Below are 25,916 nucleotides of genomic sequence, written 5' to 3' on the forward strand. Positions count from 1 at the left end.
TCTTAATATCCAACCAATATCTTTTTTCAGTTCTCCATAAATTTCCATCCGACGATATTTAGGCGCAAAAACAATATGATATTGACATCTCCACTTAGTATGTTCTAAACTTTGTATATCTTTATCTTGCATGATAAAGACCTCCCTGTTATTTTTTATGCGGTTGGCTAGACCTGCATTTATTGTAACAGGGATTTTTTTTCGACTAAAGTCAAAACCGTCGATTCCGCCGGCTAAGCCGGTGGTTTATTTCGAACAGTTAATATGAAAAAACCTGTTACGACAAGCAAACACTTGTAGTAACAGGTTTTTTCTATGGAACGCTCAAAGGTCCTTGCGTCAAAATTGTTTAATTACAGAATTGTATGGGCAAGCACATACCCAACGCAGCATCCCGAAATAACCCCAATGAATCCTGGGATAATAAAGCTGTGATTAATAACATATTTACCTATTTTAGTTGTGCCTGAACGGTCGAAACCAATACAAGCAAGATCGGATGGATATGTCGGTAAGAAGAAATATCCATAACAAGCTGAAATGAATGAAAGGATAATCACTGGATCAACCCCAACATTTAGAGCCATTGGAACAACAATCGCAATAGCAGCAGCCTGCGAATTAACCAGCTTCGACGTGAAAAATGCAACAAGTGCATAAGCCCATGGATATGCAGTTACCGTTTGCCCCAAAAATTCTTTTAACAATGTGATATGATTATCAAAAAAAGTATCTGCCATCCAGGCAACACCATAAACAGAAATAAGTGCAACCATGCCGGCACGAAATACCGAACCATTACCAACGTCTTTTGCTTTTACATCACAAGTCAAAAGGATCAGTGCTGCAACCGTAAGCATCAACATCTGAATCATAACAGTCATAGATAAAGCTTTAGGCGGTTTCCCTGCCGCAGCTGAAAAATGCGGTACAAGATCCGGAAAACTACCAAAAATAGCAATTATTACAATACCTGCGAGAAAAATAAACATCGCCCGATAGTATGTCGTTGGTAATTCTTTATCAATTAAGCTTTCTGTATCACCATACACATATTCTTTTTGTTTCGGATCCGAAATAAGTTTTTGAAAATCTTCATCTTTATCAAGATCTTTACCACGGCGAAGACTCCATAGTGCAGCAAAAACCACACCAGAAAAAGTTGCCGGAATTGCAATCGAAAGGATCTGAACAATACTATAGTTATGTCCATGCATCGCCATAAAAGCAACAATCGAAACAATTGCCACAGATGCCGGTGATGCGCAAATCCCCATCTGTGAAGCAATAGACGCTACTGCCATCGGACGTTCTGGACGAATATTTTGTTTAATTGCTATATCATAGATAATCGGAAACATCGTATAAACAACATGCCCTGTACCACAGAGAACTGTTAAAAACCACGTGGTAATCGGGGCTAAAATTGTAACGTATTTTGGATTACTACGCAATAATTTTTCGGCATATTTTAACATCACTGTTAACCCGCCTGATGTTTGCAAAAATCCAGCACACGTTACAACTGCCATGATGGTCAGCATAACATCGATTGGTGGATTTCCTGGTTTGTATCCAAAAACAAAGGTAAAAATAAGAAGACCAACGCCACTAATTGCAGCAAGACCGATCCCACCATGTCTAACTCCAATAATCAAACACGAAAGTAGAACTAAAAATCCTAAAATAAGTTCCATTAAGACTACACCCTTTCAAATTTTGTACAATAATAAGTACTTGTGAAAAACTATACATAATGCCTTTTATCTATACTTCAATACAATTACCCAATAGGCTTTAATTGTCTGAACAATATAAATATTATGTACAATCAATTCTTCAACATTTATTATAGTATACTTACGAAGTATAATCAATAGTTATTATAAAATTTTATTATTGAAAGTAAAATTTATCGTTTTTGTGCATAATCGCGCCAAATTGATCAAATCAGGGGGGATTTTCACAAAAAAAATTAAAAGCTGCTTATTCACAACTCGAATAACTATAATTATTATTTATGAAAATACACATTGTATATAGTAGTTCGTTATTTATATCAATTTCTAATTTCGTACCTAAACATAATCTTAATAACAATAAAATTCAAACCACCTATATCCGTTGTTAAAAATTTATTGTATAATTATACTAGTTTAAGTTTTAATCCAAAATATAAATTTTCATCGATCAAACAGGAGGACCACATTATATGGCTTTTATTAATGAAAACTATTTAAAACTGCCCGGCAGTTATCTATTTGCAGAAATTGCTCGTCGTGTAACAAGCTTTAAAGACGAAAATCCAACCGCGGACATTATCCGCCTTGGTATTGGCGATGTTACACAGCCGCTTCCAGCTGCCTGCATTCAAGCAATGCATACTGCAGTTGACGAATTAGCAAAGCAGGAAACATTTCGCGGTTATGGCCCAGAACAAGGGTATGATTTTTTAATTGAAAAAATCATTGAAACAAATTATACAAAACGCGGTATCACGATTGGCAAGGATGAAATTTTTGTCAGCGATGGTTCGAAAAGTGATTGTGGTAACATTCAAGAAATTTTTGGCACAAATAACATCGTTGCCATTACAGACCCTGTATATCCGGTTTACCTCGATACAAACATCATGGCTGGTCGCACCGGAATTTTAACCGAAAATGGCACCTTTGAAAAAGTAACGTATATGCCATGTACGGCTGAAAACAACTTCACCCCAGAACTGCCAAAAAACAGAGTAGATATGATTTATTTATGTTGTCCAAACAATCCAACCGGCACAACTCTTTCACGTGAAGCATTAACTGAGTGGGTCAATTACGCCCGCAAAAATGAATCCATTATATTATTTGATGCAGCATATGCAGCTTATATTACGGAAGAAGATGTGCCTCGTTCTATTTATGAAATTGAAGGCGCCAAAGAAGTTGCAATTGAATTTCGTTCCTTCTCCAAAACAGCTGGTTTCACTGGAACACGCTGTGGCTACACGGTCATTCCCAAAACAGTAACAGGCCGTGCTCAAGATGGCAGCAAACATGATTTTAATAAATTATGGAACCGTCGCCATACAACAAAATTTAATGGTACAGCCTATATCATTCAACGTGGTGCTGAAGCTGTTTATTCAGTAGAAGGACAAGCCCAAATCAAAGAGACCATCAATTATTATATGGCAAATGCAAAAATCATCCGTGAGGGCCTGCAAGCAGCCGGCATCCAAGCCTTTGGCGGCGTTAATGCCCCTTACATCTGGCTCAAAACTCCAAACAATATGCCTTCGTGGGATTTCTTTGATAAACTTCTGCATGAAGTCAATATTGTTGGTACACCAGGTGCAGGTTTTGGTCCATCGGGCGAAGGATATTTCCGCCTCACCTCTTTTGGTAATAAAGAAAATACGAAGCGTGCCATTGAACGCATCAAAACAAAATTAAAATTCTAAGACTCCTGCTAAAAATGCCGGCTCACCAGAGTCCGGCATTTTTTATACCCAAAATCAGTTGTTTTCGATTGCAGTCTAAAGATCCGTATTACAAATTTTGTATTTACTTTCCGTCTTGATTCAGCTAATATTAAAGATAGAATATTTTTCAGGAGGACATTTATTTCTTATGCATACACCAAATTTACAAGAATTACTAATTTGCCGCGATATATTAAACGACAAAACAATAAAAATTTTTCTCGAAGCAATTGCGAACCCGCAACAAACTGCAGAGCAGCACAAGCTCGCTGCTGCGCTGATCGACCAGGCAGAAGCTCTTGGTTTATCAGGTAATTTACTCCGTTCTTATTTCATTCATCTGCTCGCTCAGGGACAAAACACAGCAGCACAGATGACAGAAAAATCGAACGGAAAAATTGGTGAAAGCCTTCACCATGCATTTTTTCATGACATGGAGCTTTTTTATGAAATATTTCATATTTTACCAAGCACTCTATTCCATACAAACATGCTTGATAATTATATTCCAACAAAAAAAACGGATTTACCTGCTTTCAACAGCTTAAATGCAGAAATTAACCAAACAGATAACCCTACAGCACTGACAAATGCCTTTTTAAATTATTATCAAGCCTATGGTTCCGGGGATATTGCAAACTATCGTGCTTTTCATTGGGACAAGGAAAAAAAGCTCATTGGCATCCGGCATTTTGAAGCAATAAAGTTAACGGATCTTGTTGGATATCAGCACCAGAAAGATTTATTGATTCAAAATACAGAAGCTTTTGCTACGGGCAAACCAGCAAACAATGTATTGCTCGTCGGCGCTCGCGGCACAGGGAAATCATCCTCTGTCAAAGCTCTAGCCAATACATATTATGAAAAAGGTCTCCGGCTTATTCAAATCAGCAAAAGCCAGCTAATTGAACTGCCAAAAATCATGGAAGCGCTTCGTCAGCTTGCCAGTAAAAAATTCATTCTTTTTTTAGATGATTTATCTTTTGAACCATTTGAAATTGAATATAAATATCTAAAATCAGCTATTGAAGGTGGTGTTGAATCTAGACCTGACAACGTTCTTATTTATGCAACGTCCAACCGACGCCATATCATAAAAGAAAATTGGCAAGACCGCGATGATACCCAAGATGAATTATATCGAGCTGACAGCGTGAACGAAACAATTTCACTTTCCGATCGTTTTGGTCTTACGATACATTTTCTTTCACCAAATCAAGATGAATATCTGGCAATTATTGATCATCTTCTGCAAAAAGAAAAAATAGTTTTAGATAAAGAAGATTTAAGAATTCAAGCCTTACGCTGGGAGATGACACATTCTGGCCGCAGCGGCCGAGTTGCCCAGCAATTTGTAACGAGTTATTTAGGAAATCTTTAATCTCATTCTCTTGAAATAAAAAAAGAATCAGAAAGCACTAAAATGCTCTTCTGATTCTTTTTTATTTTTTTGTATAAAATAGTTTCATTTTCCCCGGCAGCGTGGTAATTGTTAGCGGTAATCTAGGTCCAAGCTCGCCATCTAAATCACTATCTAATTGTACAGCACACTCAATTGTGATATTTTTCGCTTGCAGATAGATTACATTTTTGCGAGTTGTTATGTTTTTCCCTGCCATAAGTTCTGCTGTTAATGACATAAGATCTTGAATTTTACATTTTTTAACAAGCAACAGATCGAGCAGCCCATCATTGACTTTTGCATTCACAGCAACATTTTTCAAGCTGCCGACTGTTCCACTGTTCAAAATTAGAAATAAAAATACTTTTTCGGAAAAAACATGCTCATCGGCATGAATTGTCATGGGAAAAGCTCTAAAGTGAGGAAGTTCACCCAGACCACGCAAATAATATGCCATTTTTCCTAAGGCATTTTTAAGCCGGCGGTCTACTTCATGCGCAACACAAGTTAGCATTCCGGCACTCGCTACATTAATGAAATAACCAGTGCCTATCTTCCCGATATCAATCGGAATTGTCTCCCCACTGGCAATGGTATCAATGTAAGCATCTAAATCCACATCAATCCCCAAAAAAGAAGCAAAGTCATTTGATGTACCACTGGCAAGGATGCCAATTGGCAAATCAATTCCTTCATGAATCATAATATTGATAATTTCATGCAAAGTTCCATCACCGCCAGCAATAATCACACCATCGACTTCAATATTACGGATAAAATGACCAAATGGCTGCAAATTTTCTTTCTGCGTTCGATACGGAATTACGATACAATCACGCTGCAGGAATTTTGCAATCATATCATCTAGTTTATACTTAAATGTTGCATCACCGGAAATTGGATTATAAACTAAAATCAGTTTTTTCATCTCGCTACCTACCTTTACAACTATGCTTTAAAAACACCAATACGGCGCAAGAGTTTTATACCGCAATTTCCAATGACTGGTATTCGCTCCATATCCGTCTCATTGATACCACCCATCAGAAACAAAACGACTAAATATACAATGCAGCCAATAAAAACTGCACTAAATGTTGCCAGCGCATTCGCTGCTGTATAAACCAAAATATAATGATATGAAAAATAAACCGCTCCTGCCATAACACCAGCCGAAGCAATGGTCTTCAACACTTGTCTAAGTTCCATTTTATAGCCAATATACTTATACAGAAAATATAAATTAAGGATTGCCGCCAGACCAATGTCAGCAACCGTTGCCCAGGCTGCTCCCATAATACCAAGTGCTGGCTGTGCCGTAAGAACCCAATTTAAGATTACTTTTACAACGGCCGCTAAAACCATATTGATCATTGGTATTGAAGTATGCCCCAGCCCCTGCAAAACACCCGTTGTAACTTGGTGTATCCCTAGCAGAACAATGCTAAATGAAGATACCCAAACAGCTGGCCCGGCCCCTGGTGCATTATAAATAATTGAGGAAATCGGCACATCGAGCATAAGGACAATGATAAAAGCTGGAAAACAAATAAAATTAGAGATACGTAAAGCTGCCGCAGTTTGATTAAACGACCGCACCGTATCCTTCAAAGCTTTTGCTTCGGCAATGGCCGGAACAATACTGACAGCTAAAGATGCCGTAAGAATTGTCGCCAAATTAACTAGCGGTACTGCCATCCCTGTTAAATAGCCAAAAAGTTCTGTAGCTTCATTTACATTGTATCCCGCAATTTCCAGTCTTGCCGGAACAATCAGCAAATCAAGGTTTGATACAATTGGCAGCATAACGCTAGCTGCCGAAACCGGCAGTGCCAACGCAAAAATTCTTTTTATAATTGTAAAACTAGATATTTTTTTAACATCCACATTCACCGGTTCTAAATGCTGTCCATAATCACGAATAATATCACGTTCCAATTTCCAGTGATAATATACCAAAACAATAACACCGGTTATCGCACCAGCACAAGCACCTAAACTTGCACCAGCTGCAGCGTATTCAAGCCCCCAGGGCAAAAATAGATTGGCAAATAAAATCATAGTGATAACGCGAAAAATCTGTTCAACAATCTGAGATACTGCGGTCGGCGTCATGCGCTGCCATCCTTGCAGATATCCCCGTGAACTTGCTAAAAGCGTAACAAAAAAAATCGCTGGAGCCAGAGCTACTACGGAGTAGTACGCCCTAGAATCACGAATAAACTGCCAATCAATCAGCCATTGCGCTCCGAAATAGGTCAAGATACTAAAAAATAAACCTGTAAAAAACATGAGCCCCATCGATACACGAAAAATCCGTCGAGCGCCTAATATATCTTTGAGTGCTACCCGCTCCGCTGTTATAATTGAAATAGCTACTGGCACACCAGCTGTCGAGACACTAAGTGCTAATAAATAAATTGGGAAAGCCATCTGATACAAACCAATGCCTTCGCCGCCAAGTACACGGGACACAAAAATCCAGTTTAAAGACCCGATGACTTTAACAACAATCCCGGCTATCGTGAGAATAAAAGTGCCTTTAAGGAAAGACTCACCTTTATTTTCTTTTTTCTCTTTTACCATGTTCTGACTAATAATTGTATAACACCTACCTTAAAGAAAACTTTCACTTTCCTTTTTACCCTTAAAGTATATATAATATAGCTATAGGAATAAATCAAACGCCTGAGCATTCTATTGCTTTGACAACTAAAAAATTATATCATTTCTCTGACAAGTATTCCAGTACTAATTTATCAAGAAGGTGACCTCCGTGAAAAACAATCTTTTAGGATTCAACGTCAACATTGGTCTAACTAAACCAGAAAACATCATCAACCGCGATGCAGACTGCCCGTTTTGTGATCGCGAAAGCCTCACCGATGTCATTGATTGTTCTGGTGAAATGCTGCTTATCCAAAATAAGTACAAAGTCTTACAAGACTCCGATCAAACTGTATTGATTGAAAGTAGCACCTGCGAAACCGATATTCCTGAATATACCAAAGAACATATGCACGATTTGATCCATTTTGGCGTAAAACATTGGTTTAACATGATTGATTCTCATAAATACAAGTCTGTATTATTTTTTAAAAACCATGGTCCCCTATCGGGTGGTACAATCCGCCATCCTCATATGCAGATTGTGGGCCTAAAATCCATGGATGATCAGCTGATGTTTGATCCACGTGAATTCTCCGGTATTACAATTGACAAGCACGCTGGTGTTGAATTTAACATTTCAACCTATCCGCGCATTGGTTTTTCCGAATTCAATGTCGTGCCGAATACCAATGACAAATTGGATCAAATTGCTGATTACATACAAATTGCCGTAGATTATCTCATGAACCATTTCACAAAACGCTGTAAAAGTTACAATTTATTCTTTTATCTGGTTGATGGACTTATTCGTGTGAAAATCATGCCGCGTTTTGCTACATCCCCATTATTCATCGGCTATAACATCCATTTTCGTCCTAATAATTTAGAGATAATTGTCAACGAGCTGCAAACGATTTACTTTAAAAAATAGCAGAGGGTTTTTAAACCCTCTGTTTTTTTATGCTTCTTTTTTGTCAGGTGGTACATGGAACAGGTCTACATCGGGGTTGTTATCTACAATCCATCCCAGCGCCCATTCATTGTTGACCAATAATACCGGACGCTGTTTCATATCATAAACGAACATGCCACGATCCGTTCCACGCAAAGATTCCGGTGTAACTTCACTGCCATCTTTGTTAACCAGCCAGCGAGCGACTTCATAATGCTGCATCTGCATGAGAATATCAACACCATATTCATTTTTTAAACGATATTCTAAAACCTCAAATTGCAAATTACCAACCGTACCAACAATATACGATTCCATGCCTGCACCAGCTTGTTGAAAGAGTTGAACGGCACCTTCCTGCGTAAGCTGCGTAATCCCTTTGACAAACTGTTTGCGTTTCATTGTATCTTTCGCTTGGACACGGGCAAATTTTTCTGGTGGAAAAACTGGGAAATCAGCAAAATCAAATTTATTTCCAGCATCGCATAAGGTATCGCCGATACCAAATACGCCTGGATCAAAAAGTCCTACAATATCCCCCGGATAAGCTACATCAATAATCTGACGTTCCTGCGCTAAAAACTGCTGTGGCTGAGAAAGTTTTATCATCTTGTTCGTTTTATGATGATAAACTGACATCCCACGTTCAAATTTGCCGGAACAAATACGAATAAAGGCCAAGCGATCCCGATGAGCCGGATTCATATTCGCTTGAATTTTAAAAACAAATGCCGAAAAACTTTCATTATCTGGTAAAATCAAACCAGCCGACGAATTTCTTGGTGCTGGCGGCGGTGCCAGTTTTAAATATTCTTCCAGAAAGTTTTGTACACCAAAATTAGTCATAGCACTACCAAAAAACATTGGTGTAAGCTCACCGTTGGCTATTTTATCAAGATCAAAATCTTCGCCTGCTGTATCTAAAAGTTCAATATCTTCTGCCAAAGCCTGCTGCGCCGTTACACCTAAAAGTTCTGCTATTTGCGGATCTGTAATGTCTCCGGTAACAGAGGTACGTTCTTTTTGTCCATGCGTTGCATCTTCATCAAAAAGTTCTATTTGCTTTTTCTGCCGATCATATACACCTTTATATTTGCCGTCAATCCCAATCGGCCAATTCATCGGATAAGAACGAATCCCCAATACCGATTCAATTTCTTCCATCAATTCCAACGGTTCCTTACCATAACGATCCAATTTATTGACAAATGTAAAAATAGGAATATTCCGTTGTTTACAAACTTTAAAAAGTTTTTTCGTCTGGGCTTCGACCCCTTTTGCTACATCAATAATCATAACAGCACTGTCGACCGCCATCAATGTCCGATACGTATCTTCACTAAAGTCCTGATGCCCCGGGGTATCCAAAATATTAATGCGGCAGCCATCATAATCAAACTGCAATACACTCGATGTAACAGAAATACCACGCTGTTTTTCGATTTCCATCCAATCTGATACAGCATGGCGCTGCGTTTTGCGAGATTTAATGGATCCGGCAAGATGGATTGCACCCCCGTATAACAGGAGCTTTTCCGTTAAGGTTGTTTTACCAGCATCCGGATGCGAAATAATCGCAAACGTGCGGCGTTTTTGGATTTCATTGTTGAATTCTTCTACTGACATTACATCCTCCAAACTAAAAGTACGCATGCTGATCAACTCAGCCATGATTCTATCTTTAACTTACTTAGTCTCACATTTTGCAGAAAACTGCACTTTTTCTATTGTATCATATTTACTGCAAAAATGCCTAAATTATCTTAGTAAAATGCATAAAAAAATCAGGAAAGCCCTTGCGGCATCCCTGATTTTTTTTATGAAAGCGATCGAAGAAAATTCTTTAATATCTGGCGACCATCTGGTGTCAAGATAGATTCTGGATGAAACTGTACCCCTTCAATCGGATACATTTTATGTTTTATACCCATAATCATTCCATCGTCAAGCTCAGACGTAATCTCCAGACACGTCGGTAACGTCTCACGTTCAACAATCAGCGAATGATAACGGCCAATCTGCATATTTTCCGGTAGCCCCTGATATATATCATGCCCACTATGAACCAAAGTTGAAACTTTGCCATGAATTGGCTGCGGTGCCCGCGTAATCGCAGCACCAAATACTTCACCAATTGCCTGATGCCCCAGACATATACCAAAAATCGGTTTTTTCCCAGCAAAATATTGAATTGCCTCTTTGCTAATGCCCGCTTCATCGGGAGTCCCCGGTCCTGGTGAAATAACAATTGCTTCATAGTTCTTTGACTCGATTTCTGCGATACTGATTTTGTCATTTCGGACAACGTCGACATCCGCGCCTAGCTCTGCGAGCATCTGATAAACGTTATACGTGAAAGAATCATAATTGTCAATCAATAAAATCATCGTCCTCAACCTCCTCAATGGTTTGAAACATAGCCGTAGCCTTTTGCAAAATTTCCTTATATTCTTTCTCGGCAATGGAATCAGCAACAATACCGGCCCCAGCTTGAATAATGGCTTCATCACCTTCAATACGGATTGTACGGATTGTAATGCACATATCCATATTGCCATTAAAATCGATATAACCGACGGTCCCGCCATAAGCATTTCTTTCGACTGTTTCAAGTTCATTAATAATTTCCATCGCCCTGATTTTAGGTGCCCCGCTTAATGTTCCAGCCGGAAAACATGCTCCAAGGACATCCATCGAATGACTGCCTTGTTTCACCTGACCGCCAACCTCCGAAACCATATGCATGACATGGGAAAATTTTTCAACTTCCATGAGTTTTGTAACTTTCACCGTTCCCGGCTTACTGATCCTGCCTATATCATTTCGCGCCAAGTCCACCAGCATAGCATGTTCAGCACACTCTTTGGTATCACACCTAAGTTCAGCAGCCAGTGCCGCATCTGTCTTTGCATCGATACCACGCGGACGAGCACCAGCAATCGGATACGTAAAAACTTGATCACCACTTATTTTCACCAGCATTTCCGGTGAAGACCCTACCAGTTTTATCTCACCGAAATTCAGATAAAACATGTAAGGGGATGGATTAATCTGCCGAAGCCGGCGATAAAAATGAAAGGCTGGCTTGGTGATATTACAACGAAACTGTTCCGATAACACGATCTGAAAAATATCGCCGGCTGCAATATGTTCTTTCGCAATCCGGATTTTTTCTAAAAACACTTTATCAACTTTGCCAAAGTCTTCTAAAAAGTCAATTTTTTTATGATTTTTAACAATATTTTCTTTGACGAAATGAGCATTTGCAGCTGTTTTTAATGTATTTTTAACGGATTCAATCTTACAAATTCCTTCATTATATATAAATGCTGCATCATCATTCTCATTAACTTCCGCTAAATAAACAAGTTTTGCTGTATTTTTTAGGTGATCCATAATAACCAGAACACGGCAAATCATAAATTGCCCCAAAAGTTTAGATTCATTAATATCCAAACCACGAACTCGGTCAAAAGTAGCAACCGATTCATAATTCAAATAGCCAATTGCTCCACCATTTAAAAGCGGTAATAAAATATTATCAGCCGCTGTATTAAATTTTTCTAAATAAGTCTTCATGGCGGTAACTGGATTTCCCGTAACGATAAATTCCTGTCCATTTTCCAACACACGGGTATAATTCTTATATGTTTTCACCTGTGCAAACGGCTGAGCACCAATAAAAGAAAACCGCCCAAATTTCTGTGCAGCAGCCACACTCTCAAGAATAAAGCCCTTATTATCTCCAACAAGCTTATAATAAATTGATACGGGTGTATCAAGATCCGTTGATATTTCAGCGGTGATGGCAATCACATTTGCAGTTTTCGTGGACTCAATAAATTCTTCCAAAGTTGGCGATATATGCATTTAGACTCCCCCTTTATCAAGTGCTTGACGAATACTTTGGATCAGCTCACCTGCACCTGCCACGTTTTTCTCTAAAATCAGTTTTACAACAGCACTGCCGACAATAACATGATCTGCATATTCACTCGCTTCCAGAGCTGCTGCTGGCGTGCCGATACCAAAACCAACTGCCAGTGGAACTGTAGTTTCCTTCTTTACTAACTGCACGACATCATTGATTGGCGTATAATCAATCTTTCGAACTCCAGTAACGCCATTGACCGAAACGCAATATATAAAGCCATTTGCACTGGTACAAATTTCCCGAATCCGTGTCTGAATGGTATTTGGTGTTACAAATTCAATCAAATGAAATGCATTTTCCTTACAGATTTTCGCTATATCCGCTGACTCCTCATGTGGCATATCCGGAATGATCATACCATCGAGCCCCGCAGCTTTAAACTCTTGAATGAATTTTTCAACACCAAAATTAAGCATCGTATTGATATAACCCATACCAATCAAAGGAATCTGCGTAAAACTCCGAATTGTTTTTACCATATCCAATACTTTTTTTGTCGTTGCACCATTTTTAATGGCTATTGTTGCTGCTTTTTGAATAACCGGACCATCGGCAATTGGATCAGAAAACGCGATTCCTAATTCAATTACATCGGCTCCCGCTTGCTCGGCTGCTTTAACTGCTTCGATCGTTGTGGCAAAATCAGGTGCTCCGGCCGTAATATAAATAAACAACCCTTTTTTCCCATTTGCTTGCAAGGTTTGTAATGTATCATCTAAACGTGTCATTTAAATTTCCTCCCCTAATACATTTGCTACCATCTGAACATCTTTATCACCACGACCGGATAAACAAATAACCACCGTTTGATCCGCTGTCGTTGTTGGCATCAAAGTTTCCAGATAAGCCAACGCATGTGAACTTTCAATTGCCGGAATAATACCTTCTGTTTTGGCTAGCAATTTAAATGCAGTTAGTGCCTGTACGTCACTTACCGATACATATTTGACGATACCCGCATCTTTAAAATAGGAATGTTCCGGTCCCACCCCAGGATAATCCAGCCCCGCTGAAATCGAGTATGCTTCAATAACCTGCCCATCATCATCTTGCAGCAAATAGCTGTATGCCCCATGTAAAACGCCCGGTCGTCCCAAAGTCAAAGATTTGGCATGCTCACCATCAACGTCACTTCGTCCAGCTGCTTCCACACCGATTTTCACAGTAGCTTTTTCATCTTTAAAATCATAAAAAGTTCCCATAGCATTACTGCCGCCGCCAACGCAAGCCAGTAAATAATCTACTTTTCCATCAACCGTTTCTTTAATCTGTTCTTTGATTTCTTTACCAATCACGGATTGAAAATCACGTACCACCGTTGGATAAGGATGCGGACCCACAACAGAACCAATAATGTAATGCGTATCGGTAATGTTGGCCGCCCAATATCGAATGGCTTCACTGGTTGCATCTTTGAGCGTACCAGTTCCGCTTGTAACAGGAATCACTTTACTTCCCAAAAGGCGCATCCGAAACACGTTGAGTTTTTGCCGTTCCATATCCAGCTCGCCCATAAATACATGACATTCGAGTCCAAACAAAGCTGCTACCGTAGCACATGCTACACCATGCTGCCCAGCTCCGGTCTCAGCAACAATACGTTTTTTCCCCATACGCATAGCCAGTAAAGCCTGTCCTAACGCATTGTTTATCTTATGAGCACCGGTATGCAGTAAATCTTCTCGTTTTAAATAAATTTTCGCCTTACCATAATGTTTTGTCAAACGATCCGCATAGTAGAGCATCGTCGGGCGCCCTGCATAGTCTTTAAGATAGCGATGAAACTCTGCTTGAAACTCTGGATCTGTTTTATATTTATCATAGGCTGCCTGCAGTTCCATAAGAACAGGCATCACTGTCTCCGGTACATACTGCCCGCCATAAGCGCCAAAACGTCCAACTTTTTCTACTGTCATAATATATTCCCCCTATTATTTATCATGCTGTTTCTCTTTTTCCTTTTAAAGTTAAAACATCCTGGCAAGCTAATTCCTGCGTTTTCTGTGCAATACTTTCCGCTTTGACCAGACTCTCGCCAACGAGAACACCTCTTATACCAACCGTTTTTAACCGACTAATATCTTCCGTTCCATGAATGCCGCTTTCACTAATTAAAACCCTTGTTGGATCACAATACTGCATTAAATCAATTGTATTTTGAATATCCGTTGTAAAATTCTTCAAGTTTCGATTATTAATACCAATAAGTTCAGCTGGCGTAGCTTGGGCAGCTTTGATATCTGCTTCATCATGTACTTCAACTAATGCATCGAGCCCCAGACTCCAGGCCGTATAAACATATTCCTTAAGCTGCGCTGGCGTCAAAATTCTGGCAATCAGCAACACACCATCCGCACCAAGTTGACGAGATTGATAAATCTGATACTCATCAATGATGAAGTCTTTCCGCAATACAGGCAGATTAACGACTGCTTTTACTTTGGCAATATCTTCATTTTTCCCTAAAAAATGAGGATCTGTGTGCACCGAAAGGATCGTCGCACCATTTTCGGCATAAATTTTAGCCAAATCCACGATCGAATAATCGCTGCACAACCTGCCTTTTGCCGGTGATTGCAATTTACATTCAGCAATTAAGCTCCATTTATTCTGCCGCATCGCCTGCGATAAAAGAAAATGACCTGGTGTAATCTGCTGTTTCAGTTCATGCAGCGATATGTTCTGCTTCTCCGCTTCGACAATTTCTTTTTTCTTGGCAACAATTTCATCTAATATATCAGCCATCAAACCATCCTCCGTTCCGCTTTTCTTGCCTCTTTCACAAAGGCTTCAATTTTCAAAATTGATTTTATGCCGTTTTCCTCAACACCACCCGATACATCCAAGCCATATGGGTTTATTTTATCTATCGCTTCTTTTATATTTTCACAAGTCAAGCCACCAGCCAATAAAAAAGGTTTTTCGATTTTATTTAACAAGCTGCTGGCCTTTTCCCAGTCAAATTTTTTCCCCGTGCCGCCAGCCAATCCTTTGTCCCAACTATCAATTAAAATGAGTTCAACTGGATAAGCATTCACCAGATCCGCTGAAAATGCATCTGAAAATGGAAATGCTTTAATGACTGGTCGATGGATAAATTTACAATAATCCGGTGACTCACTGCCATGGAGCTGAACATAGTCCAAATCGCAGCGCTCAGCGATTGCATTGACCACTGCAATTTCTTCATTGACAAATACACCAACTTTTTTTATGGAATGAACTCGCTGGCTTATCTTTGCCGCAGTTGCCGGATCAATAGAACGGCGGCTGGGGGCAAAAACGAACCCCATCATTTCCGCTCCACTTTTCTCTACAGCAAGCGCCGTAGCCAAAGTCTGTATGCCGCATATCTTAACGATCATCCGATTGCACGAACTCCTTCATTACTTATTTCAATCAATTCAGTAAGCTTTGCCAAAGCAGCCCCCGAATCAATTGTTGTTTTTGCCAGTTCTAACCCAGCTGCAAGTGAAACAGCCTGATTGGCTATATAAAGACCTGCGGCAGCATTGATTAAAACGATATCACGTTTTGCTCCCTGCTCGCCCTTTAAGACAGACAATAAAATAGCAGCATTTTCCTTTGGCAGCCCGCCCTGATATTCATGAATCGTACCGCTGCTAAAACCATACACCTGCGGATCGATATAATACGTCGTCACCTCACCATTTCTCAATTCACTAACTTTCGTCTTTTCATGTGTCGAAATTTCATCCATACCTTCACCACTGTGAATTACCATCGCCTGTTTCACACCAACATGCTTTAATACCTCAGCAATTTTTTCCGTTAGAGCCGCATCATAAACACCCACTAGCTGATAATCTAAATGAGCCGGATTTATAATGGGTCCCAGTAAATTAAACACAGTCCGAAATCCCAGTTCTTTACGGGCTTTCGCAACATACGCCATGGCCTTATTCAGTGCTGGTGCAAATAAAAAACCAATACCGATTTGCTCTATTTCATCACTGACTTTCTGAGCTGGCTGATCAATGCTTACCCCCAAAGCTGCAAGTACATCCGCACTACCGCAAGAGCTTGATACACTTCGATTACCATGTTTGGCTACAGTAACACCTGCCCCGGCAAGGACAAATGCTACGGCAGTAGATACATTAAAGGTATTTTTGGTATCGCCGCCAGTCCCACAATTACAAATCACCGGTTTTGTATGCTGCACTTGATCTGCATGTACAATAAGCGTTTTAGCAAAACCAGCGATCTCATCAACCGCCTCGCCCTTCATCTTTAGTGCTGTCAAAAAAGATCCAATCTGCGCATCACTAGCCGCACCACTCATGATAACTTCCATCGCTGCTGCAGCTTGTTCTTTAGACAAATCTTTCCCCGCAATCACCTGATTCAAATACGGTTTCAACATAAAAGACCACTCCACCTTCTATTTAAATTTACAATATTTATCAGTAAAAAAATAAACCATTCCGCACCCTCACATACGTATGCATATGTAAGGGGCGAAATGGTTTTCGCTGTACCACCCTGATTCAAAATACTGTTTTATTGCCAGGAAATAAAAAAATCCACTCCACCCCTCTAAGGGACGAAATGGTTTCGTCTGCCACCCTACATAAAAACAGTATTTTCTCTGTTCAAGTACGGGACCAAAAGTCCGATACCCTAGCCCAGTAACGGTGGCGACCGTTCCAGCCTACTCACTACCACTAGTTTTCGGTGGACACTCACAGGACCATTCAATATACGCTTCAGATCGACCATTACACCTCCGGTTTCCCGGCCGCCGACTCGCTGGACAAAAGTATGTATATTTACTATTTCCTGTTCAATGTTTTACACTCAATTTGAAATTAATATTATAATAACGTACATTCTCTAATCTGTCAACACTATTTTTAAGAAAAAATTGTAAAGCTGTAAAGAAGGCACATGGCTCATTTTTCAGTTCAGCCATGTGCCTTCTTTTACTTAGCGGCAATCATCCGATTAATTGCACTGAATAAAGCCTTTACCGATGCCGTAATAATATCGGTATCCATACCAGCACCCCATATCACTTTTCCATCTTCTCCTGTTATGCTGATATAAGCCATGGCTCTTGATGTTGAACCGATCTCAAGGGCATGTTCACTATAGGTCAAATGCGAATACTGTATGCCAAGATAGCCTTGTACGGCGTTACTTACCGCATCAAGCCGGCCATTTCCTACCGCTTCACAAACTACCTCTTGACGATCTACCTCAAGATGAACGGCTCCTTTTCGTGAACCATCCGGTTCTTTTTTTAAAATAAAGTCAATCAGTTTTATCTTAGTCTCAACATTTACATATTCATCCCGGAAAATACTGTACAAATCATCTGGCAGCAATTCTTGGTGTTTATGATCCGATACACTTTTTACACGATAACTGAAGTTCTCCCGCATTTTCTTTGGCATATCAAGACCATATTTTTGTTCCATCAGATAGCCAACGCCCCCTTTGCCGGATTGGCTGTTGATACGGATCACATCACCATCATATTCACGACCAACATCATTGGGATCAATCAAAAGATAAGGCACTGTCCAATGCTTGCTATCTTCTGTTTTACGCCAATTCATCCCCTTCGCAATCGCATCCTGATGCGATCCCGAAAACGCAGCAAATACAAGTTCACCTGAATAAGGCTGGCGGGCATAAACCTGCATTCTAGTCACCCGTTCATATAGTTCAATCAGTTCCGGCATGTTGGAAAAATCAAGTTTCGGATCTACGCCCAGTGCAAACATATTCATCGCAATGGTGATGATGTCCGCATTGCCGGTTCGTTCACCGTTGCCGAATAAAGTCCCTTCAATCCGATCTGCCCCCGCTAATAATCCCATTTCCGAATCCGCTACACCACAGCCGCGATCATTATGCGGATGCAGCGAAATCACCACGCTGTCTCTGCACTTCATATTCTGTGACATATACGCGATTTGTGCCGCATACACATGCGGCATCGACATTGCAACAGTAACCGGCAGATTCATAATCACTTTTTTATCCGGTGTTGGCTGCCATACATCAATCACCGCATTGCAAACTTCTAAGGCAAATTCAATTTCAGTTCCCGTAAAGCTCTCTGGTGAATATTCAAACTGATAATCAGCCCCTGCTTTTTCAGTCAGCGTTTTTAAAAGTTTAGCACCTTCTACAGCAATTTGTTTGATTTCAGTTTTTGATTTTTTAAATACCTGTTCACGCTGCGCGACGGATGTCGAATTATAAACATGAACAATCGCTTTTTTCACCCCAGCTAACGCAGCGAAAGTTTTATTTATAATATGTTCTCTGGCCTGTGTTAAAACCTGAATCGTTACATCCTCTGGGATCAAATCATCTTCAACCAGCTTACGCAAAAAAGCATATTCCGTTTCTGAAGCAGCCGGAAAACCAACTTCAATTTCTTTAAAGCCGATTTTAACCAGCATCTTAAAGAATTCAACTTTTTCATCTAAACTCATTGGAATGATCAACGCCTGATTACCATCTCGCAAATCAACACTGCACCAAATTGGCGCTTTTTCTACATATTCTTTTTGTGCCCAACTCATATCTACCTGCGGTGGCATAAAATAACCTTTTTGGTATTTGCTATAATTTTTCATATTAAAATTCCCTTCCCATCGTGTTTTAGACAACAAAAAAGCCCTTCATCTCTATTAAGAGACGAAAGACTATGCTTACGTGTTACCACTCTAATTCATACTCAAATAAGTATGCACTCTAACAGATACGGACTCTTACAAGCCTTATATCCTCCTATTGTAACGGCTAGGCCCCGTCTCAACTTACTTTTTTCATTTCAGCGAGCTACTTCAAGGTGAGTTCGAATTCATTTCCGCCCTGTTTTACACCAACCAACAGGTCTCTGCATCTTTCCATGAATTTTACTATTCCTCTGCAACGTATGTGTCATATATCTTCTACAGAATAACACACCGTAACAATGTTGACAAGTATTTTTTGTTTTTAATCAATACTGTAAACACATTAATTAAAAATAAGCAGATTCACATACAAAAATATATAAATCTGCTTATTTTTATATAAGTTGCATTAAATATTTTAAATAGCCTAGATGCAGCTTATTATAGAAACTTATTTACTTTTTGCTTCGCGCGCCGCTCTAGCTGCTTTTGCATCTAACATCTGCTGCTTTTTTTTCGCCTTATGTTCTTCATAACGGCGTTTACCTTCTTCAAATGCATTTTTGGTTTCTTCCGTATCTAATACCAAAGGCGGCACTGACCTGGGTTTTGCATTGCGATCAAGCGCAACCATTGTAAAATATGCCGATAAAGCACGTTGTGGTTTACCTTCATGTTCAAGATCTTCTACCTCTACATTAACAGCTACTTCCATCGAACTATGTCCAACAAAAACAATCTGCGCCGTACATACAACAAGATCGCCAATCAAAATTGGCAAATGAAATTCAAGTTCGTCGACCCGTGCCGTCACTACATTCGATCTTGAATATCTTCTTGCCGCAGCATAAGCCGACGAATCCATCATTTTCATGATTTCTCCACCATGAACATTGCCAGCCACATTTGCCTGGCTTGGCATCATAACTTCACTAATAATAATTTTATTGTTTAAACTTTGACTCGTCATTGTTTGTCCTCCTAATTTCAAATCGTATCATCAATTCATTTTATCATATGAATAACCTATACATGCTGTTATTTATTGTATTGTACCATGTTTTTTTTCAGCTTAACAATATCTTTTTACATAGACTAATATCAAATATATTAATGACACCTATCTAGTTTGAAAAGAATTTAACCTATTTTCTTAAAATATTTAAGTAACTTTGCTTTTATTTATTTTGAAAATATTGTAAAATTGACTAACTTTAATTGATTTTGACCGATTTTAATACAGTAAATAATCTCTTAAATGCGAGAAAATCGCACATACTTATTCTTTTTTAAATTTTATAAAGTCAATCATCCTAAGCACAAACTAGATTAAACCGCTTACATTCATGATTGTTTGATTATTTCATCAACTTTCTTATTTTTAATGAATTTTTATTCATTGGTATTTTTTCTGATAATTTCAACAAAAGTCACTAAATAGCCTTTCTTTCTTTAAAAGTGTATTATTTCCAATAAATATGTATTATATTATTATAACTAAGCCTATAATATGCCTCTACTGTATTGTTGAAAAGCATCAGTGTATTTTTTGATTTTTATTTTTTATGACGTTTTCTTTAACTTCACTACTGTAAGCGAAAGGATATTGAATATTATATGTATATTCCTCGTATATCCAATACACTGTCTTGGCACAGCACTTGCATTTTATTGTACGTATAAGTTTTGTTTTTTTTATTTCATCGGCAAGGCAATTCGTCATTATCAATCAAACTCATTCAATATTATGCCGATAAAAATTTTTGACAAGCTTCAACGTTAATCTAAAGGAGTCGATTTAATATGGAAATTAGTTTTGCAAGAATCGATGATCGCCTGATCCACGGTCAAGTCGCCACAGTTTGGACAAAAGTATCCGGCTGCAACAGGATCATGTGCTGCAGTGACGAAGTCGCCAAGGATACTATGCGCAAACAACTCTTATTACAAGTAGCACCGCCAGGTGTCAAAGCCTATGTCGTTCCTGTCGACAAAGCTGTCGAAGCCTATAACAACCCTAAATATGACAGTTTTAAAACGCTTTTTCTATTCACGAATCCAACGGATGCATTAAGGGCTTTAGAAGGGGGTATCCCTTTCAAATCGATTAATTTAGGCGGCATGTGTTTTAAAGAAGGTACCACGCTAATCTCCAGTGCCGTTGCCGTTGGTCCAGAAGATGTAAAGGCTCTGGTAAAATTACATGAGCTTGGCATTGAACTCGATCTGCGCAAACTTGCCAACGAATCAAAAGGCGATGTAATGGCCGCCCTAAAAGCAAAAGGTCTTATTTAATTACATTTTAAATTTTTAATATAAAGGAGATCATAATCTATGACAACTATACAATTGATTTTATTAGTCATCGTTGCAGGAATTTCCGGCATGGGAAGTGTTTTAGATGAAGCTCAATTCCATCGTCCACTCATATCTTGCACATTGGTCGGCCTAGTTTTAGGTGATATAACAACTGGTATTATTTTAGGTGGTACTCTGGAAATGTTAGCTCTTGGCTGGATGAATGTCGGTGCCGCAATGGCTCCTGATGCAGCATTAGCCAGTGTCATATCAGCAATTCTTGTCATTATTGGTCATCAATCAATTGGTGCCGGTATTGCTGTTGCCATCCCACTCGCAGCAGCAGGTCAGGTATTAACCATTTTTGTTCGAACTATTACCGTCTTTTTCCAACATCTTGCTGATAAATATGCAGCCGAAGGCAGCACCCGTGGTATCGAAATGTGTCATTTTCTTGGACTATTACTGCAAGGTATCCGCGTCGCTGTACCGGCTGCACTCGTTGGTATGGTAGCAGGAACGGATACAGTCAATGCACTTTTGGCATCAATCCCTGAAGTAATCACGCGTGGGCTGCAAGTATCTGGTGGTTTTATCGTTGTAGTCGGATATGCAATGGTTATTAATATGATGAATGCTAAATCGTTGATGCCATTTTTCTTTTTAGGTTTTTTATTAGCCGTTTTTACAAATATCAATTTAATCGGCTTTGGCGCTGTTGGTTTAATATGTGCTTATTTCCATGTAAAATCACTAGCACGTGAACTAAATGCTAGTGCTGTTGGTGGATCAGGAAATTCGATCGACAATATCGACGACTCAGATTTAATGTAATTATTTAAGGAGGATCTATCATGGCTGAAAAAAAGTTAACTAAAAGTGATTTAGTTTCTATATTTATTCGTTCCAACTTTCTCTTAGGATCTTTCAACTTTGAAAGAATGCAGGCCATCGGATTTTGTGTTTCGATGATTCCTGCCTTAAAAAAACTATATCAAGGCGAAGAATTAAAATCTGCCTTAAAACGTCATCTTGAATTTTTCAATACCCAGCCATTTCTCGCAACACCAATTATGGGAATTATCGCTGCGATGGAAGAGCAAAAAGCAAATGGTGCCGACATTAGCGAAGGCGCTATTAGCGGGGTTAAAATCGGTTTAATCGGACCGCTTGCTGGTGTTGGTGATCCTATTTTCTGGGGTACACTTCGTCCCGTACTCGCAGCGCTCGGAGCTGGTATTGCACTTACAGGGAGTTTGCTCGGACCACTCGTTTTCTTTATCGCTTTTAACGTAATCCGTTTAGCCACAAACTGGTATGGCGTTATGTATGGTTATTCCAAAGGCACACAGCTCGTTACAGATATGGGTGGTAATAAACTTAGATATTTAACGGAAGGTTCTTCTGTTTTGGGTCTACTTGTTATGGGTGCACTTGTTGCTAAATGGACCACCGTAAATATGCCATTCGTTCTATCTACCTATACTGCTAGCGATGGTAAACAAGTTATAACTACTATCCAAACAGTACTGGATAGTTTGATGCCTAGTATCGTTCCTCTATTAATGACATTCGTCTGCATGTATCTCCTCAAAAAAGGAATGAACCCACTTGTCATTATCTTAGGTCTTTTTGTAATCGGTATTGCTGGTTACGCAGTAGGCTTATTCGCTTAACTTTCTCTATTTATATAATGCATTAACTTATCAGGCTGCCAGGAGGGGGGTATAGAGTATACCCCCTTCCTGACGATTACCATATAAAATATTTAATCCAACTTATATATATTTGTAAAACCATTCCATAAAAAAAGACAGAATCTCTCGGCTCAAAAAGCTGAGGACTTCTGTCTTTTTTATAAAGTACATATTTTAAATCGTGGTAAAGCTCAATTCTCCATCGCAAACAGCAATTTGGACGGTATCGCCTTCTTTGATTTCACCTTTTATAATTTCCTTACTTAAAGCCGTTTCAACCGTCTGTGACAATAATCTGCGCAATGGTCTGGCACCATAGTTCGCATCAAAACCACGTTCTACTAAAAATGCCAATACATCATCATTCCACTTGATATTAATATTGACCTGACGTTCCAACCGTTTATCAAGACTTCCCAGTAAAATTGCAGCAATGGATTTTACCTGATTTCTTGCCAAGCCTTTAAAAACAATGATATCATCCACACGATTTAAAAATTCGGGACGGAAGTAATCTTTTACGATATCACGAACCGCTTTTTCTGCTTCGGCAAAGTTTTCCTGATTCAAAATTTCATGAGATCCAAGATTTGATGTCATTATGATTACAGTATTTTTGAAATTGACAACTCGTCCCTTACCATCCGTCAAACGGCCATCATCCAAAATTTGCAGCAAGACATTAAAGACATCCTGATGGGCTTTTTCGACTTCATCGAGTAAAATAACGCTATATGGGCGACGTCTCACCGCTTCTGTGAGTTGTCCGCCTTCATCATAACCAACATACCCTGGAGGTGCACCAATCAACCTAGCAACCGAGTGTTTTTCCATATATTCACTCATATCGAGACGAATGATATTACGTTCATCATCAAACAAAGCCTCCGCCAGCGTTTTAGCAAGTTCTGTCTTACCAACCCCCGTTGGTCCTAAAAAAATAAAGGAACCAATCGGCCGATTCGGATCTTTAATACCAGCTCTAGCACGAATAATGGCTTCACTGACCACACGCACAGCTTCATCCTGTCCAATAACACGTTCATGTAAAATATCTTCTAGATGAATTAATTTTTCGCGTTCACCAGTTAGCATCTTCGTTACAGGAATCCCGGTCCAACGACTTACTACTTTAGCAATATCTTCCTCGCCGACTTCTTCCTTCAAGAGGCGTGACCCATTGTCTTTTTCTGCCAAAACTGTTTCTTCTTCTTGAAGCTGTTTTTGCAATTTGGGCAATGTCCCATATTTCAATTCCGATAATTTATTAAGATCATAGGATCGTTCGGCCGTTTCCATTTCTTTATTGATACTTTCAATTTCTTTTTTAACCCCGCGCACGCGTAAAATTGCTTGTTTTTCCGTTTCCCACTGGGTCTTCAAAGTATCGGCTTGAAGCTGTAAACTATTTTTTTCTGAGACAATCTTTGCCAGCTTTTCTTTCGAAGCCGTATCTGTTTCTTTCTTTAAAGCCTGTTCTTCTATTTCCAATTGCATGATTTTCCGGCTTACTTCATCAAGCGGTCCTGGCATGGATTCAATTTCTGTTCTAAGTTTTGCAGCAGCCTCATCGACTAAATCAATAGCCTTATCTGGTAAAAAACGATCAGAAATATAACGGTCGGACAAAACAGCGGCTGAAACAAGTGCATTATCACGAATTCTTACCCCGTGATGCACTTCATACCGTTCTTTTAACCCACGTAAAATAGAAATCGTATCTTCCACCGTTGGCTGTTTCACCATAACCGGTTGAAAACGACGTTCTAAAGCAGCATCTTTTTCAATATATTTTCGATATTCATTCAGTGTTGTCGCACCAATACACCTTAGATCACCACGAGCCAGCATCGGTTTCAATATGTTGCCTGCATCCATTGCGCCCTCTGCCGCACCAGCACCTACAACGGTATGAAGTTCATCAATAAAGAGCAGAATCTGCCCTTCTGATTTTGCAATTTCATTAAGTACGGCTTTTAAACGTTCTTCAAATTCACCTCTGAATTTTGATCCTGCAACCATCGACCCTAAATCCAAAGAATATAATTTTTTATTTTTAAGAGACTCCGGTACATCGCCAGCAATAATCCTTCGTGCCAGCCCCTCAACAATTGCGGTTTTACCAACACCTGGTTCACCAATTAGCACTGGATTGTTTTTAGTCCGCCGTGACAATATTTCAATGGTCCGCCGAATTTCTTCATCACGACCGATGACGGGATCTAATTTCCCCTGACGTGCCGCTTCAGTAAGATCACGTCCATATTTTTCTAAGGATTTATAGCCTTCTTCAGGATTATCACTGGTAACATTTTGTTTTCGATTTGTTTTAATAATCGCCTTGATTTTACTCCGGCTCAAACCAAATTCACGACAAATATCGACAACCTGACTATCACCATCATCAACAATCGCCAATAAGATATGTTCCGTACTAACGTAATCATCTTTCATTTCTTCGGCAAGTTTTTCAGCTTTTCCCAAAACCCGAACCATAGCTGTATTCATGCTCAGCCGATCTTGTCCTTTGACGCTTGGAATTTTCTTTAAGACTTGCTCCAAGCGAGTTTTCAGCATAACCAAATCCGTATTGCATTCCTGAAAAATTGTATTCAATAATCCTTCCGGCTCTTTCGCAAGCGCTAATAAAAAATGTGCTGTCGTTATTTCTTGATGATAATGCAGAGCTGCGGCTTGCTGAGCCGTTTGCATTGCCGCCATAACTTTTTGTGTATATTTTTCTTCCCCCATCATAATTCCCCCCTGCGATCTATTTCTTTTTGCTCTCATAAAATTACCTGGATGTCTAGCATCCTCTTTGATTCTCATTATACAACAAAAGGTCAAAAAGTCAAACTTTTTTTGACCTTTTGACTAACTCTATTTAAACAATGA

Annotated in this window: 21 protein-coding genes and 1 other annotated feature; of the genes, 6 read left to right on the top strand and 15 right to left on the bottom strand. The window is 39.3% G+C overall.

Translation table 11 applies throughout. From position 1 onward, the window contains the following. Together F606_RS21615 and F606_RS0117770 are read right to left on the bottom strand one after the other, a co-directional pair. On the bottom strand, positions 1 to 132 hold a 132-nt coding region (locus F606_RS21615), incomplete at its 3' end, for a transposase (protein WP_019555244.1). A 221-nt stretch (positions 133 to 353) separates the two neighbouring features. Further along, a complete protein-coding gene (locus F606_RS0117770; RefSeq protein ID WP_019555245.1) occupies positions 354 to 1,697 on the bottom strand; it encodes an anaerobic C4-dicarboxylate transporter in 1,344 nt (447 codons plus the stop codon). A 515-nt stretch (positions 1,698 to 2,212) separates the two neighbouring features. On the opposite strand from F606_RS0117770, the gene F606_RS0117775 reads away from it, so the two are divergent. Both F606_RS0117775 and F606_RS0117780 read left to right on the top strand, forming a co-directional pair. Then, on the top strand, positions 2,213 to 3,448 hold the full coding sequence (locus tag F606_RS0117775) for an LL-diaminopimelate aminotransferase (protein ID WP_019555246.1): 1,236 nt from the start codon (positions 2,213 to 2,215) through the stop codon (positions 3,446 to 3,448). 169 nt (positions 3,449 to 3,617) lie between these two features. Continuing rightward, on the top strand, positions 3,618 to 4,850 hold the full coding sequence (locus F606_RS0117780) for an ATP-binding protein (protein WP_019555247.1): 1,233 nt from the start codon (positions 3,618 to 3,620) through the stop codon (positions 4,848 to 4,850). A gap of 61 nt (positions 4,851 to 4,911) precedes the next feature. On the opposite strand, the gene F606_RS0117785 is transcribed toward F606_RS0117780, so the two are convergent. Together F606_RS0117785 and F606_RS0117790 are read right to left on the bottom strand one after the other, a co-directional pair. Then, entirely contained in the window at positions 4,912 to 5,799 is an 888-nt protein-coding gene (locus F606_RS0117785) for a YegS/Rv2252/BmrU family lipid kinase (RefSeq protein WP_019555248.1), read from the bottom strand. A 20-nt stretch (positions 5,800 to 5,819) separates the two neighbouring features. After that, positions 5,820 to 7,457, bottom strand: coding sequence for a putative polysaccharide biosynthesis protein (locus F606_RS0117790; protein ID WP_019555249.1), 1,638 nt, complete (start codon positions 7,455 to 7,457; stop codon positions 5,820 to 5,822). Between the two features lie 190 nt (positions 7,458 to 7,647). On the opposite strand from F606_RS0117790, the gene F606_RS0117795 reads away from it, so the two are divergent. Then, positions 7,648 to 8,412 carry a DUF4931 domain-containing protein gene (locus tag F606_RS0117795; protein WP_019555250.1) on the top strand — a complete coding sequence of 255 codons (765 nt, stop codon included), beginning with the start codon at positions 7,648 to 7,650 and terminating at the stop codon, positions 8,410 to 8,412. Positions 8,413 to 8,439: 27 nt separating this feature from the next. Here F606_RS0117795 and F606_RS0117800 read toward each other — a convergent pair whose 3' ends face one another. The 10 genes from F606_RS0117800 to F606_RS0117845 all read right to left on the bottom strand — a co-directional run bounded on the left by F606_RS0117800 (position 8,440) and on the right by F606_RS0117845 (position 19,996). Beyond that, positions 8,440 to 10,059, bottom strand: a complete 1,620-nt coding sequence (locus F606_RS0117800; protein WP_019555251.1) for a peptide chain release factor 3 — start codon at positions 10,057 to 10,059, stop codon at positions 8,440 to 8,442. Positions 10,060 to 10,250: 191 nt separating this feature from the next. Continuing rightward, positions 10,251 to 10,820, bottom strand: a complete 570-nt coding sequence (locus F606_RS0117805; protein WP_019555252.1) for an anthranilate synthase component II — start codon at positions 10,818 to 10,820, stop codon at positions 10,251 to 10,253. Beyond that, entirely contained in the window at positions 10,804 to 12,303 is a 1,500-nt protein-coding gene (locus F606_RS0117810; RefSeq protein WP_019555253.1) for an anthranilate synthase component I, read from the bottom strand. The genes F606_RS0117805 and F606_RS0117810 overlap by 17 nt, the downstream gene beginning before the upstream one ends. Then, on the bottom strand, positions 12,304 to 13,095 hold the full coding sequence (trpA, locus tag F606_RS0117815; protein ID WP_019555254.1) for a tryptophan synthase subunit alpha: 792 nt from the start codon (positions 13,093 to 13,095) through the stop codon (positions 12,304 to 12,306). Further along, positions 13,096 to 14,283: a tryptophan synthase subunit beta gene (gene trpB / locus F606_RS0117820; RefSeq protein ID WP_019555255.1), complete on the bottom strand. Its 1,188-nt coding sequence runs from the start codon at positions 14,281 to 14,283 to the stop codon at positions 13,096 to 13,098. It abuts the gene before it with no gap. Between the two features lie 22 nt (positions 14,284 to 14,305). Further along, positions 14,306 to 15,112 (bottom strand): indole-3-glycerol phosphate synthase TrpC, encoded by an 807-nt coding sequence (trpC, locus tag F606_RS0117825; RefSeq protein ID WP_019555256.1) that lies wholly within the window; start codon positions 15,110 to 15,112, stop codon positions 14,306 to 14,308. Further along, positions 15,112 to 15,732, bottom strand: a complete 621-nt coding sequence (locus F606_RS0117830; protein WP_019555257.1) for a phosphoribosylanthranilate isomerase — start codon at positions 15,730 to 15,732, stop codon at positions 15,112 to 15,114. Before F606_RS0117830 ends, trpC begins: the two co-directional genes overlap by 1 nt. Continuing rightward, entirely contained in the window at positions 15,729 to 16,754 is a 1,026-nt protein-coding gene (gene trpD, locus F606_RS0117835; protein WP_019555258.1) for an anthranilate phosphoribosyltransferase, read from the bottom strand. Before trpD ends, F606_RS0117830 begins: the two co-directional genes overlap by 4 nt. A gap of 559 nt (positions 16,755 to 17,313) precedes the next feature. Next, positions 17,314 to 18,984 (bottom strand): 2-isopropylmalate synthase, encoded by a 1,671-nt coding sequence (locus tag F606_RS0117840; protein WP_019555260.1) that lies wholly within the window; start codon positions 18,982 to 18,984, stop codon positions 17,314 to 17,316. Positions 18,985 to 19,038: 54 nt separating this feature from the next. Then, positions 19,039 to 19,292: a binding site (T-box leader), on the bottom strand. Positions 19,293 to 19,477: 185 nt separating this feature from the next. Continuing rightward, positions 19,478 to 19,996, bottom strand: a complete 519-nt coding sequence (locus tag F606_RS0117845) for an acyl-CoA thioesterase (RefSeq protein ID WP_019555261.1) — start codon at positions 19,994 to 19,996, stop codon at positions 19,478 to 19,480. Positions 19,997 to 20,829: 833 nt separating this feature from the next. Here F606_RS0117845 and F606_RS0117850 point away from each other — a divergent pair. The 3 genes from F606_RS0117850 to manZ are packed head-to-tail and all read left to right on the top strand — an operon-like array spanning position 20,830 to position 23,000. Beyond that, a complete protein-coding gene (locus F606_RS0117850) occupies positions 20,830 to 21,321 on the top strand; it encodes a PTS sugar transporter subunit IIB (protein ID WP_019555262.1) in 492 nt (163 codons plus the stop codon). A 39-nt stretch (positions 21,322 to 21,360) separates the two neighbouring features. Further along, on the top strand, positions 21,361 to 22,158 hold the full coding sequence (locus tag F606_RS0117855; RefSeq protein WP_019555263.1) for a PTS mannose/fructose/sorbose transporter subunit IIC: 798 nt from the start codon (positions 21,361 to 21,363) through the stop codon (positions 22,156 to 22,158). Positions 22,159 to 22,178: 20 nt separating this feature from the next. Continuing rightward, complete coding sequence (gene manZ, locus F606_RS0117860; protein WP_019555264.1) at positions 22,179 to 23,000, top strand: PTS mannose transporter subunit IID; 822 nt, start codon at positions 22,179 to 22,181, stop codon at positions 22,998 to 23,000. A 195-nt stretch (positions 23,001 to 23,195) separates the two neighbouring features. On the opposite strand, the gene clpB is transcribed toward manZ, so the two are convergent. Continuing rightward, positions 23,196 to 25,772, bottom strand: a complete 2,577-nt coding sequence (gene clpB, locus F606_RS0117865; RefSeq protein WP_019555265.1) for an ATP-dependent chaperone ClpB — start codon at positions 25,770 to 25,772, stop codon at positions 23,196 to 23,198. Positions 25,773 to 25,916 lie beyond the last annotated feature (144 nt).

Source organism: Propionispira raffinosivorans DSM 20765 (assembly GCF_000381065.1).
Lineage (GTDB): Bacteria > Bacillota > Negativicutes > Selenomonadales > Selenomonadaceae > Propionispira > Propionispira raffinosivorans.

Bases quoted from the DNA above. Each gene is read 5' to 3' on its own strand.
- F606_RS0117770 (WP_019555245.1), bottom strand. From the start codon at position 1,697: ATGGAACTTATTTTAGGATTTTTAGTTCTACTTTCGTGTTTGATTATT.
- F606_RS0117775 (WP_019555246.1), top strand. From the start codon at position 2,213: ATGGCTTTTATTAATGAAAACTATTTAAAACTGCCCGGCAGTTATCTA.
- F606_RS0117780 (WP_019555247.1), top strand. From the start codon at position 3,618: ATGCATACACCAAATTTACAAGAATTACTAATTTGCCGCGATATATTA.
- F606_RS0117785 (WP_019555248.1), bottom strand. From the start codon at position 5,799: ATGAAAAAACTGATTTTAGTTTATAATCCAATTTCCGGTGATGCAACA.
- F606_RS0117790 (WP_019555249.1), bottom strand. From the start codon at position 7,457: ATGGTAAAAGAGAAAAAAGAAAATAAAGGTGAGTCTTTCCTTAAAGGC.
- F606_RS0117800 (WP_019555251.1), bottom strand. From the start codon at position 10,059: ATGTCAGTAGAAGAATTCAACAATGAAATCCAAAAACGCCGCACGTTT.
- F606_RS0117805 (WP_019555252.1), bottom strand. From the start codon at position 10,820: ATGATTTTATTGATTGACAATTATGATTCTTTCACGTATAACGTTTAT.
- F606_RS0117810 (WP_019555253.1), bottom strand. From the start codon at position 12,303: ATGCATATATCGCCAACTTTGGAAGAATTTATTGAGTCCACGAAAACT.
- trpA (WP_019555254.1), bottom strand. From the start codon at position 13,095: ATGACACGTTTAGATGATACATTACAAACCTTGCAAGCAAATGGGAAA.
- trpB (WP_019555255.1), bottom strand. From the start codon at position 14,283: ATGACAGTAGAAAAAGTTGGACGTTTTGGCGCTTATGGCGGGCAGTAT.
- trpC (WP_019555256.1), bottom strand. From the start codon at position 15,112: ATGGCTGATATATTAGATGAAATTGTTGCCAAGAAAAAAGAAATTGTC.
- F606_RS0117830 (WP_019555257.1), bottom strand. From the start codon at position 15,732: ATGATCGTTAAGATATGCGGCATACAGACTTTGGCTACGGCGCTTGCT.
- trpD (WP_019555258.1), bottom strand. From the start codon at position 16,754: ATGTTGAAACCGTATTTGAATCAGGTGATTGCGGGGAAAGATTTGTCT.
- F606_RS0117840 (WP_019555260.1), bottom strand. From the start codon at position 18,984: ATGAAAAATTATAGCAAATACCAAAAAGGTTATTTTATGCCACCGCAG.
- F606_RS0117845 (WP_019555261.1), bottom strand. From the start codon at position 19,996: ATGACGAGTCAAAGTTTAAACAATAAAATTATTATTAGTGAAGTTATG.
- F606_RS0117850 (WP_019555262.1), top strand. From the start codon at position 20,830: ATGGAAATTAGTTTTGCAAGAATCGATGATCGCCTGATCCACGGTCAA.
- F606_RS0117855 (WP_019555263.1), top strand. From the start codon at position 21,361: ATGACAACTATACAATTGATTTTATTAGTCATCGTTGCAGGAATTTCC.
- manZ (WP_019555264.1), top strand. From the start codon at position 22,179: ATGGCTGAAAAAAAGTTAACTAAAAGTGATTTAGTTTCTATATTTATT.
- clpB (WP_019555265.1), bottom strand. From the start codon at position 25,772: ATGGGGGAAGAAAAATATACACAAAAAGTTATGGCGGCAATGCAAACG.